The following is a 14,961-nucleotide window of genomic DNA, read 5'->3' as shown; positions in this document are numbered from 1 at the left end:
TTATCCAACCAAAAATAATATAAGTTTCTGTATCTTTTATTTTTCTTGCTTTTATCCTTTTAAAGTTGATATCTTTATGATATCACTTTAAATCAAAAACAAAACATGCAAACCGAAAAAGTTACCACAGCACCATCAGGCTATTTAGCTTTTATTTTAGTACTTGTGCTTATAGCTGCAGCAGCATTTACTTTTTATATGGACGAGCCCATTATAGGGGCTGTTATATGCATTGTAAACTTTGTATTTATATTGCCCGGGCTGGCTATTGTAAACCCGAACGAATCTAAGGTGCTTACTTTATTTGGTAAATACCAGGGTACCGTTAAGCAGGATGGTTTTTTTTGGGTAAACCCGTTTACTGTTAAAAAGAAGGTATCGTTAAAAGCATTTAACCTAAATGGCCAGCAGCTAAAGGTGAACGACAGTGTTGGCAACCCAATAGAAATTGCAGCCGTTATTGTTTGGCAGATAAAAGACACTGCCAAAGCCGTTTTTGCAGTAGAAAACTACCTGCAATATGTTAATATACAAAGCGAGGCGGCTGTGCGCCACCTGGCCAATTCGTTCCCATACGATCATATAGAGGATGAGAATGCCAGCATCACCCTGCGGGGCGGATCTGAACAGGTTGGCATTTTGCTGGTTCAAGAACTTAACGAACGGCTTGAACGTGCAGGTATCGAGGTATTGGAAGCACGCATCTCACACCTCGCTTATGCGCCAGAAATTGCACACGCTATGCTGCAGCGGCAACAGGCCTCGGCCATTATCTCTGCACGGCGCCTTATTGTTGAAGGTGCAGTAGGTATGGTAGAAATGGCACTGCAAAAAATGGAAGAAAAAAACATTATTGAATTGGACGAAGAACGCAAAGCAGCTATGGTTAGCAACCTGCTGGTAGTGCTTTGCGGAGACCGGAGCGTAAGCCCCGTTGTAAATACAGGCACTTTATACCACTAATTATGAGCGATTATAAACAACTTGACCAATTGCGCGCCCACCAGCTAACTATCGTAAAAAAAGGTTTCTGGTATCCTGACTTTGAATTAACCGACGGACAATATGTGTACGGCAGGCTTAGTTACAGCTCTAATTTTAACCGAAACGCAATAATAGAAACACCGCAAGGCACCTGGACCATTAAGCGTAAGGGCTGGTTTAAACGGGCTTTGCTTTTAAACAAAGGCGAAAATGAAAACATTGGCACCCTAACCCCACAAACCTGGAAACGGGATTTTAACCTGTACATGGATAGTGGTTTTGAGGCGACTTACTTATACAAAAAAATGTTTTCTAAATCATTAACCATTACCAATGATAGTTTAGGCGATATGCTTGAGATAAGTTTGCAGGCCTTTAATTTTAAGCAGCCCTACGCTGTTACATTTTGCCAGGTTTTAAAGCAAGATCAAGTGCCCTCACTGCCTTTAATTACGCTTATAGGCTTACACATTATATTGTTACGCCGGCAGCAGGCAGCAGCAAGTTAATACTATGGCAGAAAAAAAAGCATTTGTTTTAAGGATAAACCCCGACGTACTTAAGGATATTGAACTGTGGGGAGCCGATGAGTTTCGCAGCACTAACGGGCAGATAGAGTATTTACTGCAGGAGGCCTTGAAGGTGCGTAAAAGAACTATCCGAAAAAAAAGTACTTAGGGCTGCTTAATGCAGCCCTAAGTACTTTTAACAAACACACAACGTAGTGGTAGAACATCTTACGCCTGTATCTACACAATCGCTGTAGCCGCAACCGGAACAATAAGAAGTTGGGTTAAAATCGGCACAAGTGGTAACGTATCCCTGGTAACTGGAGCCATAGCAGGTCCATTTGTTTCTGTTACTTGTTACACCTCCCGCAACTGTTTTCATTTCTTTTCTCGATAATTTTGTCATGATTAAAATGTTTAAGTTAAATAATATCACTAAATATAACTGTAAATAAATAATTATCAAAAATTTAGATAACACAGTATCGAAAATTACTATGCATGCATAATATTTCTTTTTCTATCGTTACTATTATCAGTAAAATCCTAAATTTGCCTCACCATTTATAAAAGACTCTTCCTTATGAAAGAAGTATATATCGTTTCGGCCACCCGCACTCCCATAGGTAGTTTCGGCGGCAGTTTAGCAACATTATCGGCAACGCAAATAGGCGCTTTGGTTATCAAATCGGCTATTGAAAAAGCAGGGCTGCAACCGGCAGATGTGCAGGAAATATATATGGGCAATGTACTATCGGCTAATTTGGGCCAGGCCCCTGCAACACAGGCAGCTGTATTTGCAGGTTTGCCCTACTTACCGGCAACAACGGTTAACAAAGTTTGTGCGTCGGGTATGAAGGCTGTTATGCTGGCAGCCCAAAGCATTGCCTGCGGCGATAATGATGTTGTACTGGCCGGCGGTATGGAAAGCATGAGCAATGTACCTTATTACCTGGATAAAGCCCGTAACGGTTACCGTTTAGGTAACGGACAAATTATAGATGGCCTGGTTAAAGACGGCCTTTGGGATGTTTATAACGATTACCATATGGGCTCTGCAGCCGAACTTTGCGCCGTTGACTGCAACGTTACCCGCGAAGAGCAGGATGCATTTGCCATAACATCCTACAAGCGTGCACAAGCAGCGCAAACCGCAGGTAAATTCAATGCAGAAATTACGCCGGTGGAACTAAAAGATAAAAAAGGTGAGGTTACTTTATTTACAGATGACGAAGAACCAAACACCGTAAAATTTGATAAAATACCAACACTTAAGCCGGTGTTTAAAAAAGATGGTACGGTTACGGCCGCTAATGCATCAACCCTAAATGATGGTGCTGCTGCCCTGGTATTAATGAGTAAAGAGAAAGCCGATGCTATGGGCATTAAACCACTGGCCAAAATTGTTTCGTTTGCCGATGCCCAGCAGGCGCCCGAATATTTTACTACAGCACCGGCCAAAGCTATCCCGCTGGCTTTACATAAGGCAGGCCTGACTGCAGAACAGATTGATTTTTTTGAAATAAATGAAGCCTTTTCGGTTGTTGCAGTAGCCAATAACAAAATATTACAACTTGATCCTGCTAAGGTTAACGTAAACGGCGGCGCGGTAGCTATAGGCCATCCGCTGGGTGCATCCGGTGCGCGTATCATTGTAACACTAATACACGTTTTACAGCAAAATGGCGGCAAACTGGGCGCAGCAGGTATTTGTAACGGGGGTGGCGGCGCAAGTGCATTGGTTATCGAAAATTTATCATAACAAGCCTCGATCTTTTTGATAATTTAGCGTGTTGCTTTACGTTTTAGCATTATAATATCAATACATTTTTAATGAGGGGATCTTTATTAGCTTTTTTATTTGTGTTTTCTTTCGGTGCATGCTTTGCACAGCACTCTGATGAGGCTAAAAATCTGAAACAGCTAAACATTTACCAGGATAGCCTTAAAAACATTGGGAAAGTATTTATTAACAATCCCGAGGAACTGGAACGCAAAAATGCCAATTACAGGTTTATCAAAATGCTGGTTATGGCCTTAAAAATTCCGCATTCTTTTAATTATCCTTTCGATTCGGTAAAAACGGTAAGTATCATCAACTCGCCCGATAACCGTTTCCGGATACTAAGCTGGCACGTTATGAACCAGGACGGCAGTTACCGTTATTACGGCACGGTGCAAATGAATACCGGCAGTAGTTTGCTGATGTATCCGCTGGAAGATTACACGCCATTTATTAAAAACCCTGAAGACTCTGTTACTGATAACCACAAATGGTATGGTGCACAATATTATAAGATCATTCGCATATCGGCAGCAAAGCCTTATTATGTATTACTTGGCTGGAAGGGCAACAACGTAAAATCTACAAAAAAGGTTATCGAGGTGCTTTCTTTTGACAGGGATAACAAACCTGTACTGGGCATGCCCGTATTTGGTGATGGTAATAACCGTAAACGGATAGTTTTTGAATACACCCGCCAGGCATCTATGCTGCTGCGTTACGTACCAGACCAAAACCTGATTGTGTTTGATCATCTTGCCCCACCTGACCAAAAAATGAAAGACAGCCCCGAAACCTTTGGCCCGGACCTGAGCTACGACGGTTATCAACTCAAAAACGGCCGTTGGGTATTAGTACAAAATTTAGATATGCGCAACATTCCCCAAACACAGGATGAAGGGTACACAGACCCCAAGATACAGGCAATTATTGATAGAAAAGCGATACCTGTTCGTAAAAGAAATTAAAGCTTGTTAACACACAATAATCAAAAACATTACAGGCATCTTCTGTAATAATTTCGGTATAAAATTTTGGATCAATTTAATTATAGTAATTTAGGAAAAAATAGTTATTACAGATAATGGCAGAAACCACCATCCCGGCATCGCCGGTAAAAGCAAAATCAAGATTCCCCAAAAGTGTTCCCTATATTATCGGAAATGAAGCAGCAGAACGCTTTAGTTTCTATGGAATGCGCTCTATACTTACCCTGTTTTTAGTAAAGCAATTTTTTAACCCTGCAGACAATCCGGCATTAACCGACCAGGCTAATGCGCATGCTAATAAGCTACACCACTTGTTTGTGATGGTGGCCTATGCCTTGCCATTTGTAGGCGGTATGATAGCTGATTGGTTCACCGGGAAATATAAGCTTATCCTTTATGTATCTATAATTTACTGCATCGGGCATTTAATGCTGGCTACGTTTGATGGCGGCCTTAGTGGCTTTGAATTGGGTTTACTTGTTGTTGCCATTGGCGCAGGCGGTATCAAGTCGTGCGTATCGGCTAACGTTGGCGACCAGTTTGATGCTACCAACCAGGATCTGCTTTCTAAAGTTTACGGCTGGTTTTATTTCAGTATCAATGCCGGCTCTATGATCTCGACAGTTGCCATTCCCTGGACTTATGAGCATTTTGGGCCAAAATGGGCTTTCGGTATCCCCGGCCTACTGATGGCGCTGGCTACCATCATATTTTTTTCGGGGCGTAAAAAGTATGTAAAGGTGTCCCCGCAAGGTATAAACCGCAATAACCTGGTATTTATTACCTGGTATGCACTTACGCACTTAAGCCAGCGTAAACCGGGGCAACACATGCTTGATATCGCCAAGGGCACTTATGACCCTGAACGTGTTGAAGGCGTAAAAGCCGTGTACAGGGTTATGACAGTATTCTTTTTCGCCCTCGCATTTTGGGCTGTTTGGGATCAGTGTTTATCTGAATGGACATTATATGCAGCAAAGATGGATCGTGTTATTAACCTTGGTTTTACTACATTCACCGTATATCCCGGTCAGTTATCAACTTTTAATACCTTATTCCTGCTTATGTTTATTCCGTTGTTTAACTATGTGATATACCCATGGTTGGATAAACGGGGATTAAAAACAACCCCATTACGCAGGCTTGGTACCGGCTTGGTGCTAACAGCTTTATCATTTGTAGTGATTGGCGTGATACATACCAGCCTGGATCATGGCGGCTCACCTTCTATTTGGTGGCAGGTGTTTGCCTTTTTGATACTTTCGGCAGCAGAAGTATTGGTATCTATCACAGGTTTGGAATATGCTTACACACATTCGCCAAAATCAATGAAGAGTACCATGACCGGGATCTGGTTCCTGGTGGTATCTTTCGGCAACCTTATTACCGCCGTTGTAAACGGGCTTATTGAAGGTGGCGGCTGGTGGGCTACAAATCTTAAAGGTGCCAATTACGAATGGTTCTTTGTAGCGTTTATATGCGTGTTTATCATTGCATTCTTAATTATTTCTCCGCGTTTAAAAGAGCGTAATTACATTACCGACCCGGTTATCATCAATCAGGTAGCAGCAGAAACAGAGCGCCTTTAACAACATACAACTGTTAAAAAAACAGGAAAGTACCCTACTTTCCTGTTTTTTATTTTAAAGCCGTGTAAAATTAAATTATTTTAGCGGCGTTCTTTACCAAAACAAATCCTGCGTCTGCCGTGCCCGATAGCATTGTCATTATCCCTACTTACAACGAGAAAGAAAACATTGAGCGAATGATACGCAAGGTGTTTACCTTACCTCATGATTTCCACCTGCTGATTATTGACGATGGCTCGCCAGACGGTACTGCTGCCATTGTAAAGCAACTTCAGCCGGAATTTAACGATAAGTTATTCATAGAAGAACGCCTGGGCAAGCAGGGATTAGGAACAGCTTACATACATGGTTTTAAATGGTCGGTAGCACATCATTACGATTTTATATTTGAGATGGATGCTGATTTTTCGCACAACCCTGATGATCTGTTACGTTTACGCCAGGCCTGTATAGATGGTGCGGATGCGGCCATTGGTTCGCGGTACATTAAGGGTGTAAATGTGGTTAACTGGCCAATGAGCCGTGTATTGATGAGCTTTTTTGCATCCGTTTATGTACGTTTTATCACCGGTATTGATGTGCAGGATGCAACAGCCGGCTTTATGTGCTACAAACGAAAAGTTTTAGAAACACTAAATCTTGATAAAATAAAATTTGTGGGTTATGCTTTCCAGATAGAAATGAAATACACTTCTATTAAACATGGCTTTAAAGTAACCGAAGTGCCTATCATCTTTACCGACCGTACGGCGGGCACCTCAAAAATGTCATCCGGCATCTTCAAAGAGGCATTTTTTGGTGTGATACAAATGAAGATCAACAGTATATTCAGGAAGTATCCGGAAGGGTGAGTTTGAGATTAGAGACCGAAGAATAGAGATTAGGCCAATTATGTATCTCTTACTTTCCGTTTTCTAACTCATCTCTAACCTCTAATTAACTAATCCCCGTAAAATTCCTAATTTTACCCTAATGAACGAAAACCTTGATCCGGATAGCGAACGCCTTAGTCCTGCCGAACGGGATATCGAAAAAGTACTGCGCCCGGCAGCTTTTGAAGATTTTACCGGTCAGTACAGTATTATGGCAAACCTGCGCGTATTTGTACAGGCGGCCCGCCAGCGCGGCGAAGCGTTAGATCATGTGCTGCTGCACGGCCCTCCCGGTTTAGGTAAAACTACGCTGTCGCACATTATTGCCAATGAAATGGGCGCAGGTATTAAAATAACATCCGGCCCTGTATTGGATAAACCGGGGGATCTGGCTGGTTTACTCACTAACCTGGAAACCGGAGACATCCTTTTTATTGACGAGATCCATCGTTTAAGCCCGCTGGTAGAAGAATACCTGTACTCGGCTATGGAAGACTTTAAGATAGATATCATGCTGGAGAGCGGCCCCAATGCCCGCTCTGTACAGATCTCTCTTAACCCGTTTACGCTTGTAGGCGCCACCACACGCTCGGGCTTGTTAACGGCACCCTTACGTGCCAGATTTGGCATTAACTGCAGGCTTGAATATTATGACGCCAAACTGCTAACTACTATTGTTTTACGCTCGGCATCCATTTTACGCACCCCCATAAGCGACGAAGGTGCCTATGAAATTGCCCGCCGCAGCCGTGGTACACCGCGTATTGCCAACGCCCTGCTGCGCCGCACGCGCGATTTTGCCCAGATAAAAGGCGACGGCAATATTGATACCGCCATTGCCAAATATGCACTTAACGCACTTAATGTTGATGAACATGGGTTAGACGAAATGGATAACAAGATCCTGTCTACCATTATAGACAAATTTAAGGGAGGCCCTGTAGGTTTAAAAACCATAGCCACCGCTGTTGGCGAAGAAGAGGGCACCATTGAAGAAGTGTACGAGCCCTTTTTAATACAGGAAGGCTTTTTAATGCGTACTGCGCGCGGCCGCGAAGCCACAGAAAGCGCTTACAGGCATCTTGGCAAAATCAAACTCGGGGGCAATCCCTCCTTATTTTAATATAAGCTAACGATAGTTATATACCAGGTTTTTGAGATTTATTGAAATAAATACCCGGCAGCTATAACATTTTTACAATATAAAAGACTGGCAATACCCGCCAGTCTTTTATATTTACGGCCGGTTTATATTATATTACCATTAAACTCACACATGAAAAAGAAATTTCTTCTTTTAACTTTCTCACTATTTTCGTTTGCAATATTTGCCCAGGAAGTAACCAGAGTTACCGACCCGGTGGAATGGATCAATCCACTAATGGGTACACAATCTAAATACGACCTGAGCAACGGTAACACCTACCCTGCCATAGCGGTACCCTGGGGCATGAACTTTTGGACGCCTCAAACCGGTAAAATGGGCGATGGATGGCAATATACTTATGATGCTTATAAAATAAACGGCTTTAAACAAACCCATCAGCCATCTCCGTGGATGAATGACTACGGACAGTTTGCCATTATGCCGGTTACCGGTAAAACCAAAGTATCGCAAAACCAGCGTCAAAGTTGGTTTTCGCACAAGGCAGAGATAGCCAAGCCCTATTATTACAGTGTTTACCTGGCCGACCATGATATAACTACCGAGATTGCGCCCACCGAACGCAGTGCACAATTCAGGTTCACGTACCCCAAAACAGATAGCTCGTTTATTGTTATTGATGCTTTTGACAAAGGTTCGTACATCAAGATCATCCCCGGAGAGAAGAAAATTATAGGATACTCTACTAAATACGCCCGCGGACCACTTAAGAATTTTAAAAACTACTTTGTTATTTATGTAGATAAGCCAATTACTACCGCGCAGGTGTATAGCGACAGCACTTTAAAAGATGGTTTGGAACTTAATGCCAAACATGCCATCGCAGTTATAGGCTTTAAAACCGCAAAAGGAGAAAAGGTTAATCTGCGTGTGGCCTCATCGTTCATCAGTTTAGAGCAGGCCGAAATAAGCCTGAACAGGGAAGTTGGTAATGATAGCTTTGATATCACCAAACAAAAGGCTAAAGCCGTTTGGAACAAAACTTTAAGCAGGTTAGCTGTTGAAGGCGGTTCGGTAGAGCAGGTAAAAACATTTTACTCCTGCCTGTACCGTATGCTGTTTTTCCCAAACAAAATGTACGAGTTGGATGCTAAAGGCGCTCCAATTCATTGGAGTGCACAAAACGGCCAGATACTGCCTGGCTATAAATTTGCAGGCACCGGCTTTTGGGATACATTTCGCGCTTTGTACCCCTTCTTAAACCTGGTGTATCCGTCAATTAATAAGGAGATGCAGGCAGGTTTGGTTAACGATTATAAAGAAGGTGGCTGGCTGCCGGAATGGAGCAGCCCCGGCTATGCCGATGTAATGGTGGGTAACAACTCGGCATCTGTTGTGGCCGATGCCTACCTTAAAGGCGGCCGTGGTTATGATATCCAAACCCTTTACAAAGCTTTATTACACGGCGCCAATAATGATGGCCCCGAAGCTACAGGCCGCGATGGTGTTGATTATTACAATACTTTAGGTTATGTGCCTTATGATGTAAAGATAAATGAAAATGCCGCCCGCACACTGGAGTATGCTTACGATGATTTTACGATTTATAAATTGGGCAAGGCCTTGAACCGCCCGGTATCAGAAACAGAGATCTACCGCAAACGCAGTATGAACTATAAAAACCTGTTCGACCCGCAAACCGGCTTGATGCGCGGCAAAAATAAAGATGGCAAATTCCAGTCGCCGTTTAACCCCTTCAAATGGGGTGATGCTTTTACCGAGGGTAACAGCTGGCACTACACCTGGAGCGTTTTTCATGACGTGGCCGGCCTGATAGACCTGATGGGCGGCAAGCAAAAATTTACATCCAAGCTGGATTCTGTGTTTTCGCTTCCGCCTGTATTTGATGATAGCTACTACGGCGAAGTGATCCACGAGATACGTGAAATGCAGATTGCAGGCATGGGCCAGTATGCACATGGTAACCAGCCTATCCAGCACATGACCTACCTTTACAATTACTCCGGCGAGCCGTGGAAAACCCAGCTGCACGTGCGCGATGTGATCAATAAGATGTACCATTCCGCACCCGATGGTTACTGCGGCGATGAAGACAACGGCCAAACATCTGCCTGGTATGTTTTTTCGACAATGGGTTTTTACCCGGTATGCCCGGCAACAGACCAATATGTATTGGGCGCCCCCTTATTTAAAAAGGTAACACTCACCTTAGAGAACGGCAAAAAAGTTATTATTAATGCGCCAAACAATAGCCCTGCAAACAGGTTTGTAACTAACCTTACGGTTAATGGCAAGCCATACAGCAATAACTGGGTAAGCCATAAAATAATGCAACAGGGCGAAGTTTTAAACTTTAACATGTCGGCAATACCTAACAAGGCCAGGGGTACACAAGCAGCCGATGTGCCTTATTCACTATCGAATGAAAAATAACGGAATCAGAAAACTTGCGAAATCATTAATTTGCCTGATCGTACTATCAGGTGCGTTTGCATCGATAATATCAGCGCAGATTACCCCGGCGGTAAAAAGTACGCCACCGGTTACCCCGCCCGTGCCTGTTTTACTAAGCACCCAAAAACTGGGTATTGCAGGGCTGTCGCATGATCATGTTCATAATATTTTAAGCGAATACCGCGATGGTAAGGTAATTATTGCAGGCATTGCAGAAGCGGATAAACAATTAAGGGAACGTTACCAAAAACAGTACAACCTGCCTGATTCTATCCTGTTTGATGATCTTAAAAAAATGGTTACCACCAAAAAGCCTGATGTAGTTTTAGGCTATAACCCGGTTGCCAAACATATAGATATTGTAGAGATCTGCGCCCCCCTGGGTATCTCGGTAATGGTAGAAAAACCATTGGCGGCAACGCTTGCACAGGCCAGCCGTATGGAATTTTTAGCCCTAAAGTATTACATTAAGCTACTCACAAATTATGAAACTACCTGGTATCCATCCTATCAGCATGTTTATGACATGGCTGCTAAAGACAGCCTGGGCCAAATCCGTAAAATTGTAGTGCATGACGGGCATCAGGGCCCAAAAGAGATTGGCTGCAGTAAAGAATTTACCAACTGGCTTACCGACCCTGAACTGAACGGAGCTGGCGCCCTTAATGATTTTGGCTGCTATGGCGCAGATTTAATGACTTGGTTAATGAATGGCCAAAAGCCAGTTGCAGTTACCGCTGTAGCGCGGCATTTTAAACTAAAAACTTACCCAAAGGTTGATGATGATGCTACCATTATTGTAGAATACCCTACGGCCACCGGCATTATACAGGCATCATGGAACTGGCCCTTTTCTATCAAAGACCTGGAGGTTTTTGGCGATGAAGGTTATATACATGCTTTAGACAAGGAAAATGTAATTACCCGTTTAGATAAAAAACCGGTCACGGCCAGCATTGCTATGCCCCTCAGCGCCCCTAACGATCATCCTATACCCTATCTGCAAATGGTGGTTAACAACAGGCTTAAAGGTATTACCGACAGATCGTCATTAAAATACAATATGATCGTAATGCAAATTCTGGACGCCGCAAAACGATCAATAGCCGAAAACAAAAGAATAGTGCTTTAATGTCTTCTAAAAAAACCACACCTGCCGCATGCGCCTTAATTGAAAACAACTTTAAATATGCAATTGCTAAACAGCATAGCTGGCTAATTAAAAACGTATTAAAATTTATTAACAGTTAATACTTCACCTTGTATTTATACTATTTTAGCAGTTTACAAATCATTCACCGTAATATGTTAAAGCAATTATCGGCCTTATTGCCGCTTTGTATCCTGGGCATGGTATCGTGCCAATCTAAACCATCACCGGCAGGTAAGGCTACTGCCGACAGCGCTAAAACTGCAACCGAAGAAACGGCAGCGTCGCCTGTAGCAATACTGGCTAACGGCCCCATTGATAAAACAGCAGTATTGGCCCGCAAACAGGTGCCTATTGTTTGTTACCACCAGATACGCGACTGGAAAGCGACCGATTCTAAAGGTGCTAAAGATTATATTGTACAGGTTGCTGCATTTAAGGATCATATAAAAATGCTTGCAGACAGCGGTTACCACACCATCCTGCCCGATCAGTTATATAACTACCTCACAACCGGTGCACCGCTACCCAAAAAGCCCATTATGCTTACGTTTGATGACACCGATCTTGACCAGTTTACCATTGCCGCGCCCGAAATGAAGAAATATGGTTTTAAAGGCGTTTTCTTTGTAATGACAGTGTCTATCGGCAGGCCACATTATATGACCGCAGAGATGATCAAAAAGTTATCAGACGATGGAAATGTGATTTCCAGCCACACCTGGGATCATCATCGCGTAGATAAATATTCGCATAATTCCAACCTGGTAATAAAAGGTATCAACGGCAAAATAACCAACAGGCCGGTAGACGACTGGGTTACCCAAATTGATAAGCCAACTAAAAAACTGGAAGAAATAACCGGTAAAAAAATCCAATACTTCGCTTATCCTTTTGGCATCTGGAAAAAACCCGTTTTACCCGAACTGGATAAAAAAGGATTTAAAATGGCTTTTCAACTGGCTGATAAACGCGACCCGGACTACCCGCTATTAACCGTACGCAGGATACTGGACAGCGGTTATTGGAGCACTAAAACATTTAGCAACAGCATACGTAACAGCTTTTAACGTAATCAATACCATGCCAGCCCCTCTTTTATATCAAAATGAGGGGCTGATGTTTAAAGGAGAATTATTAATTTTTAATCATGACAATTACCCTGCGCCTTATAATGCTTTTGCTATTTGCAACTACATTTATGGCATGTAATAACCAGCCCGGCACTGCAGCTGTAAGCCAAAGCGAAGCATCCAAACAAGTTATTGACGAGCATTTTCGTTACTTAAATGATCATGACCTGAAAAGCCTGGTTGCGCAATACGCCGACAAAGCTAAAATAACCACAACCGATTGGGATGGCGAAACACTGGGCCCACAGGGTGCCGACCAAGTTTATCACCAGGTTTTTTACATATCACCGGATGCAAAATATTTGGTTGACAATGTAATAAATACCGACACTACCGTGATAGTAGAATATGATATAATAGGATTAAAAGAAAAAGCCGGCAGCCCAATTCGTTATGATGTGCGGAATGCCAGTATCTTCAAGATAAAGGTTAATAAAATTATCAGCGAAGCAACATATTCAAATTCCAGATTATATCACAATAGATAATTCCATTATAATAGCTTTAAATAACCGGATAAGATAATGGCCTCATCAATGATGAGGCCATTATTATTTACAAATTTTCGCCAGATGGGCCTTTGCCTTTATTAGAAGCATCCTGCTCCGTATCGGGCCCGGGGTCGCCGTTATCATTACCCGGTGTTACCGTTTTAACGCGGGTATCATCGGGTTTATCCTGTACGTTAGGCTCGCTGCCTTTATCAATCTCATCCGAATCGGTATTCGTACGTATGTTTTCATTAGCAACATTAGCAACATTTCCGGCAATATCGTGGTTTTGCCCCTGGCCATTGGCCCTGTCAAATCCTTCTGGTTTGTTTTCCATAGTATATGTTTAATAATTATTTAGATGATTCGTTTTTTTCTTCTTTCGCACTTATCCATTTTACGGCCTCGTCCAGTTCTGCTAATGAATATCCTTTTGATTTCCCCGGTACAAAAAACCTGAATGCATCGGTAAACCATTGTACACCTTTCTGATCGCTCACTACAGCAATCTTATTCCATTTAGTAAAATTCTTCAGCCCCATCTTTATATCATCCCACCAGGCGCCGGCGGTCCAGTTTTGTACATCGGTTTCCAGTACCAGCAGATAATTAATTTCGCCCTGCCTTGCTACCAGTTCATCAATGCGTGGCATCAGCACTTTTTCCATATCTTCTTTGGTCACCTCGCCTATGGCATGTATGCCAACTACATGGGGTTCCAGGTCGTTTATAAATTGCAGCATAATTAGTTGTATTGTTTATACAAACAACACCAAAAGCCATACCATTATTTAAAAAGAAAATTATTTAATATATATTTAATTAATTTCATAACGAGTTATAATCTTGTCCGGACAAAAAACATTGCATTATGTATCTTTGCAGCAATGCAGCAAAATCTGTCGGCATATTCGCAAATGATAAAAACCGAGGCTAAAAACCTGGGCTTTTTGTTTTGCGGTATAGCTAAAGCAGAATTTTTAGAACAGGAAGCACCTCGGCTGGAAGCATGGCTTAATAAGGGCATGCACGGCGAAATGCGCTACATGGAAAACTACTTTGATAAACGCCTCGACCCTCGTTTACTGGTAGATGGCGCCAGATCAGTTATATCGCTGGGGATAAACTACTATACTGATACCAAGCAGCTTGACCCATCGGCACCCAAAATATCTAAATATGCCTATGGTACTGACTATCATTCGGTTATTAAAGACAAGCTAAAGGCCTTACTGGAGATCATCAATCAAAAAATCGGCGAAGTTGGTGGCAGGGCCTTTGTAGATTCGGCACCGGTTTTAGACAAGGCCTGGGCTAAAAAGGCAGGTTTAGGCTGGATAGGTAAAAACAGTAACTTACTGAGTAAACAGGTTGGTTCTTTCTTTTTTTTAGCAGAGCTGATTGTAGACATTGAACTGGAATATGATATAGAACCCACAGCCGACCATTGCGGCAGTTGTACCCGCTGTATTGATGCCTGCCCTACGGATGCCATAGTTGGCCCTTATGTGGTTGATGGCAGCCGGTGTATCTCTTACCTTACCATTGAACTGAAGAACGAGATACCACAGGAATTTAAAGGTAAAATGGATAACTGGATGTTTGGCTGCGATATATGCCAGGATGTTTGCCCATGGAACCGTTTTTCTGTACTACACAACGAACCGGCATTTATCCCGCATCCGGATCTGCACGGGTTAAAAAAACAAGACTGGGAGGATATCACTGCGGATGTATTCCAGAAAGTATTCAAAAACTCGGCAGTAAAAAGAACCAAATTTGAAGGATTGAAGCGAAATATTGAGTTTCTGAAAAAAAGTGATTAGTGAGTGATGAATAGATTTCAGTTGAATCTAAACCCTATTCACCAATCACAAACCT

At 42.6% G+C, this 14,961-nt stretch carries 16 protein-coding genes; 13 read left to right on the top strand and 3 right to left on the bottom strand.

From position 1 onward, the window contains the following. Positions 1 to 105 precede the first annotated feature (105 nt). From E2R65_RS12600 to E2R65_RS12590, 3 genes are read left to right on the top strand one after another with little or no spacing between them, the layout of a single operon-like run. Positions 106 to 963, top strand: a complete 858-nt coding sequence (locus E2R65_RS12600; RefSeq protein ID WP_134336828.1) for an SPFH domain-containing protein — start codon at positions 106 to 108, stop codon at positions 961 to 963. Between the two features lie 2 nt (positions 964 to 965). Then, positions 966 to 1,493 carry a hypothetical protein gene (locus tag E2R65_RS12595; protein ID WP_134336827.1) on the top strand — a complete coding sequence of 176 codons (528 nt, stop codon included), beginning with the start codon at positions 966 to 968 and terminating at the stop codon, positions 1,491 to 1,493. A gap of 4 nt (positions 1,494 to 1,497) precedes the next feature. Then, on the top strand, positions 1,498 to 1,662 hold the full coding sequence (locus tag E2R65_RS12590; protein WP_134336826.1) for an Arc family DNA binding domain-containing protein: 165 nt from the start codon (positions 1,498 to 1,500) through the stop codon (positions 1,660 to 1,662). 27 nt (positions 1,663 to 1,689) lie between these two features. Here E2R65_RS12590 and E2R65_RS12585 read toward each other — a convergent pair whose 3' ends face one another. Then, positions 1,690 to 1,899, bottom strand: coding sequence for a hypothetical protein (locus E2R65_RS12585; RefSeq protein WP_134336825.1), 210 nt, complete (start codon positions 1,897 to 1,899; stop codon positions 1,690 to 1,692). A gap of 177 nt (positions 1,900 to 2,076) precedes the next feature. On the opposite strand from E2R65_RS12585, the gene E2R65_RS12580 reads away from it, so the two are divergent. The 9 genes from E2R65_RS12580 (at position 2,077) to E2R65_RS12540 (ending at position 13,077) form a co-directional block, all read left to right on the top strand. Beyond that, entirely contained in the window at positions 2,077 to 3,255 is a 1,179-nt protein-coding gene (locus tag E2R65_RS12580; RefSeq protein WP_134336824.1) for an acetyl-CoA C-acyltransferase, read from the top strand. A gap of 71 nt (positions 3,256 to 3,326) precedes the next feature. Next, positions 3,327 to 4,244, top strand: coding sequence for a hypothetical protein (locus tag E2R65_RS12575; RefSeq protein ID WP_134336823.1), 918 nt, complete (start codon positions 3,327 to 3,329; stop codon positions 4,242 to 4,244). Between the two features lie 116 nt (positions 4,245 to 4,360). Continuing rightward, positions 4,361 to 5,854, top strand: coding sequence for a POT-type proton-dependent oligopeptide transporter (locus E2R65_RS12570; protein WP_134336822.1), 1,494 nt, complete (start codon positions 4,361 to 4,363; stop codon positions 5,852 to 5,854). 119 nt (positions 5,855 to 5,973) lie between these two features. After that, positions 5,974 to 6,705 carry a polyprenol monophosphomannose synthase gene (locus tag E2R65_RS12565; protein WP_134336821.1) on the top strand — a complete coding sequence of 244 codons (732 nt, stop codon included), beginning with the start codon at positions 5,974 to 5,976 and terminating at the stop codon, positions 6,703 to 6,705. A gap of 121 nt (positions 6,706 to 6,826) precedes the next feature. Further along, positions 6,827 to 7,849 (top strand): Holliday junction branch migration DNA helicase RuvB, encoded by a 1,023-nt coding sequence (gene ruvB, locus E2R65_RS12560; RefSeq protein ID WP_134336820.1) that lies wholly within the window; start codon positions 6,827 to 6,829, stop codon positions 7,847 to 7,849. A 153-nt stretch (positions 7,850 to 8,002) separates the two neighbouring features. Continuing rightward, positions 8,003 to 10,285, top strand: coding sequence for a GH92 family glycosyl hydrolase (locus E2R65_RS12555; protein WP_134336819.1), 2,283 nt, complete (start codon positions 8,003 to 8,005; stop codon positions 10,283 to 10,285). Further along, positions 10,275 to 11,438 carry a Gfo/Idh/MocA family protein gene (locus tag E2R65_RS12550; RefSeq protein ID WP_158285274.1) on the top strand — a complete coding sequence of 388 codons (1,164 nt, stop codon included), beginning with the start codon at positions 10,275 to 10,277 and terminating at the stop codon, positions 11,436 to 11,438. The genes E2R65_RS12555 and E2R65_RS12550 overlap by 11 nt, the downstream gene beginning before the upstream one ends. A gap of 173 nt (positions 11,439 to 11,611) precedes the next feature. After that, entirely contained in the window at positions 11,612 to 12,526 is a 915-nt protein-coding gene (locus tag E2R65_RS12545; RefSeq protein ID WP_134336817.1) for a polysaccharide deacetylase family protein, read from the top strand. A gap of 131 nt (positions 12,527 to 12,657) precedes the next feature. Next, entirely contained in the window at positions 12,658 to 13,077 is a 420-nt protein-coding gene (locus E2R65_RS12540) for a nuclear transport factor 2 family protein (protein WP_158285273.1), read from the top strand. A gap of 67 nt (positions 13,078 to 13,144) precedes the next feature. Here the strand turns inward: E2R65_RS12540 and E2R65_RS12535 are convergent, their stop codons facing one another. Both E2R65_RS12535 and E2R65_RS12530 read right to left on the bottom strand, forming a co-directional pair. Next, complete coding sequence (locus E2R65_RS12535; RefSeq protein WP_134336815.1) at positions 13,145 to 13,417, bottom strand: hypothetical protein; 273 nt, start codon at positions 13,415 to 13,417, stop codon at positions 13,145 to 13,147. Between the two features lie 16 nt (positions 13,418 to 13,433). Next, complete coding sequence (locus E2R65_RS12530) at positions 13,434 to 13,823, bottom strand: SpoIIAA family protein (RefSeq protein WP_134336814.1); 390 nt, start codon at positions 13,821 to 13,823, stop codon at positions 13,434 to 13,436. Positions 13,824 to 13,967: 144 nt separating this feature from the next. Here E2R65_RS12530 and queG point away from each other — a divergent pair, with 144 nt between their 5' ends. Then, positions 13,968 to 14,906: a tRNA epoxyqueuosine(34) reductase QueG gene (gene queG, locus E2R65_RS12525; protein WP_134336813.1), complete on the top strand. Its 939-nt coding sequence runs from the start codon at positions 13,968 to 13,970 to the stop codon at positions 14,904 to 14,906. Positions 14,907 to 14,961 lie beyond the last annotated feature (55 nt).

The sequence above is a fragment of the Mucilaginibacter phyllosphaerae genome, from assembly GCF_004378255.1.
Lineage (GTDB): Bacteria > Bacteroidota > Bacteroidia > Sphingobacteriales > Sphingobacteriaceae > Mucilaginibacter > Mucilaginibacter phyllosphaerae.
The sequence above is the reverse complement of the archived record's forward strand: the minus strand, read 5'-3'. Positions and strand labels throughout refer to the sequence as shown.

Coding starts and splice junctions, on each gene's coding strand:
- ruvB (WP_134336820.1), top strand. CDS start 6,827: ATGAACGAAAACCTTGATCCGGATAGCGAACGCCTTAGTCCTGCCGAA.
- E2R65_RS12580 (WP_134336824.1), top strand. CDS start 2,077: ATGAAAGAAGTATATATCGTTTCGGCCACCCGCACTCCCATAGGTAGT.
- E2R65_RS12535 (WP_134336815.1), bottom strand. CDS start 13,417: ATGGAAAACAAACCAGAAGGATTTGACAGGGCCAATGGCCAGGGGCAA.
- E2R65_RS12530 (WP_134336814.1), bottom strand. CDS start 13,823: ATGCTGCAATTTATAAACGACCTGGAACCCCATGTAGTTGGCATACAT.
- E2R65_RS12575 (WP_134336823.1), top strand. CDS start 3,327: ATGAGGGGATCTTTATTAGCTTTTTTATTTGTGTTTTCTTTCGGTGCA.
- E2R65_RS12585 (WP_134336825.1), bottom strand. CDS start 1,899: ATGACAAAATTATCGAGAAAAGAAATGAAAACAGTTGCGGGAGGTGTA.
- E2R65_RS12550 (WP_158285274.1), top strand. CDS start 10,275: ATGAAAAATAACGGAATCAGAAAACTTGCGAAATCATTAATTTGCCTG.
- E2R65_RS12540 (WP_158285273.1), top strand. CDS start 12,658: ATGGCATGTAATAACCAGCCCGGCACTGCAGCTGTAAGCCAAAGCGAA.
- E2R65_RS12555 (WP_134336819.1), top strand. CDS start 8,003: ATGAAAAAGAAATTTCTTCTTTTAACTTTCTCACTATTTTCGTTTGCA.
- E2R65_RS12590 (WP_134336826.1), top strand. CDS start 1,498: ATGGCAGAAAAAAAAGCATTTGTTTTAAGGATAAACCCCGACGTACTT.
- E2R65_RS12595 (WP_134336827.1), top strand. CDS start 966: ATGAGCGATTATAAACAACTTGACCAATTGCGCGCCCACCAGCTAACT.
- E2R65_RS12545 (WP_134336817.1), top strand. CDS start 11,612: ATGTTAAAGCAATTATCGGCCTTATTGCCGCTTTGTATCCTGGGCATG.
- queG (WP_134336813.1), top strand. CDS start 13,968: ATGCAGCAAAATCTGTCGGCATATTCGCAAATGATAAAAACCGAGGCT.
- E2R65_RS12570 (WP_134336822.1), top strand. CDS start 4,361: ATGGCAGAAACCACCATCCCGGCATCGCCGGTAAAAGCAAAATCAAGA.
- E2R65_RS12600 (WP_134336828.1), top strand. CDS start 106: ATGCAAACCGAAAAAGTTACCACAGCACCATCAGGCTATTTAGCTTTT.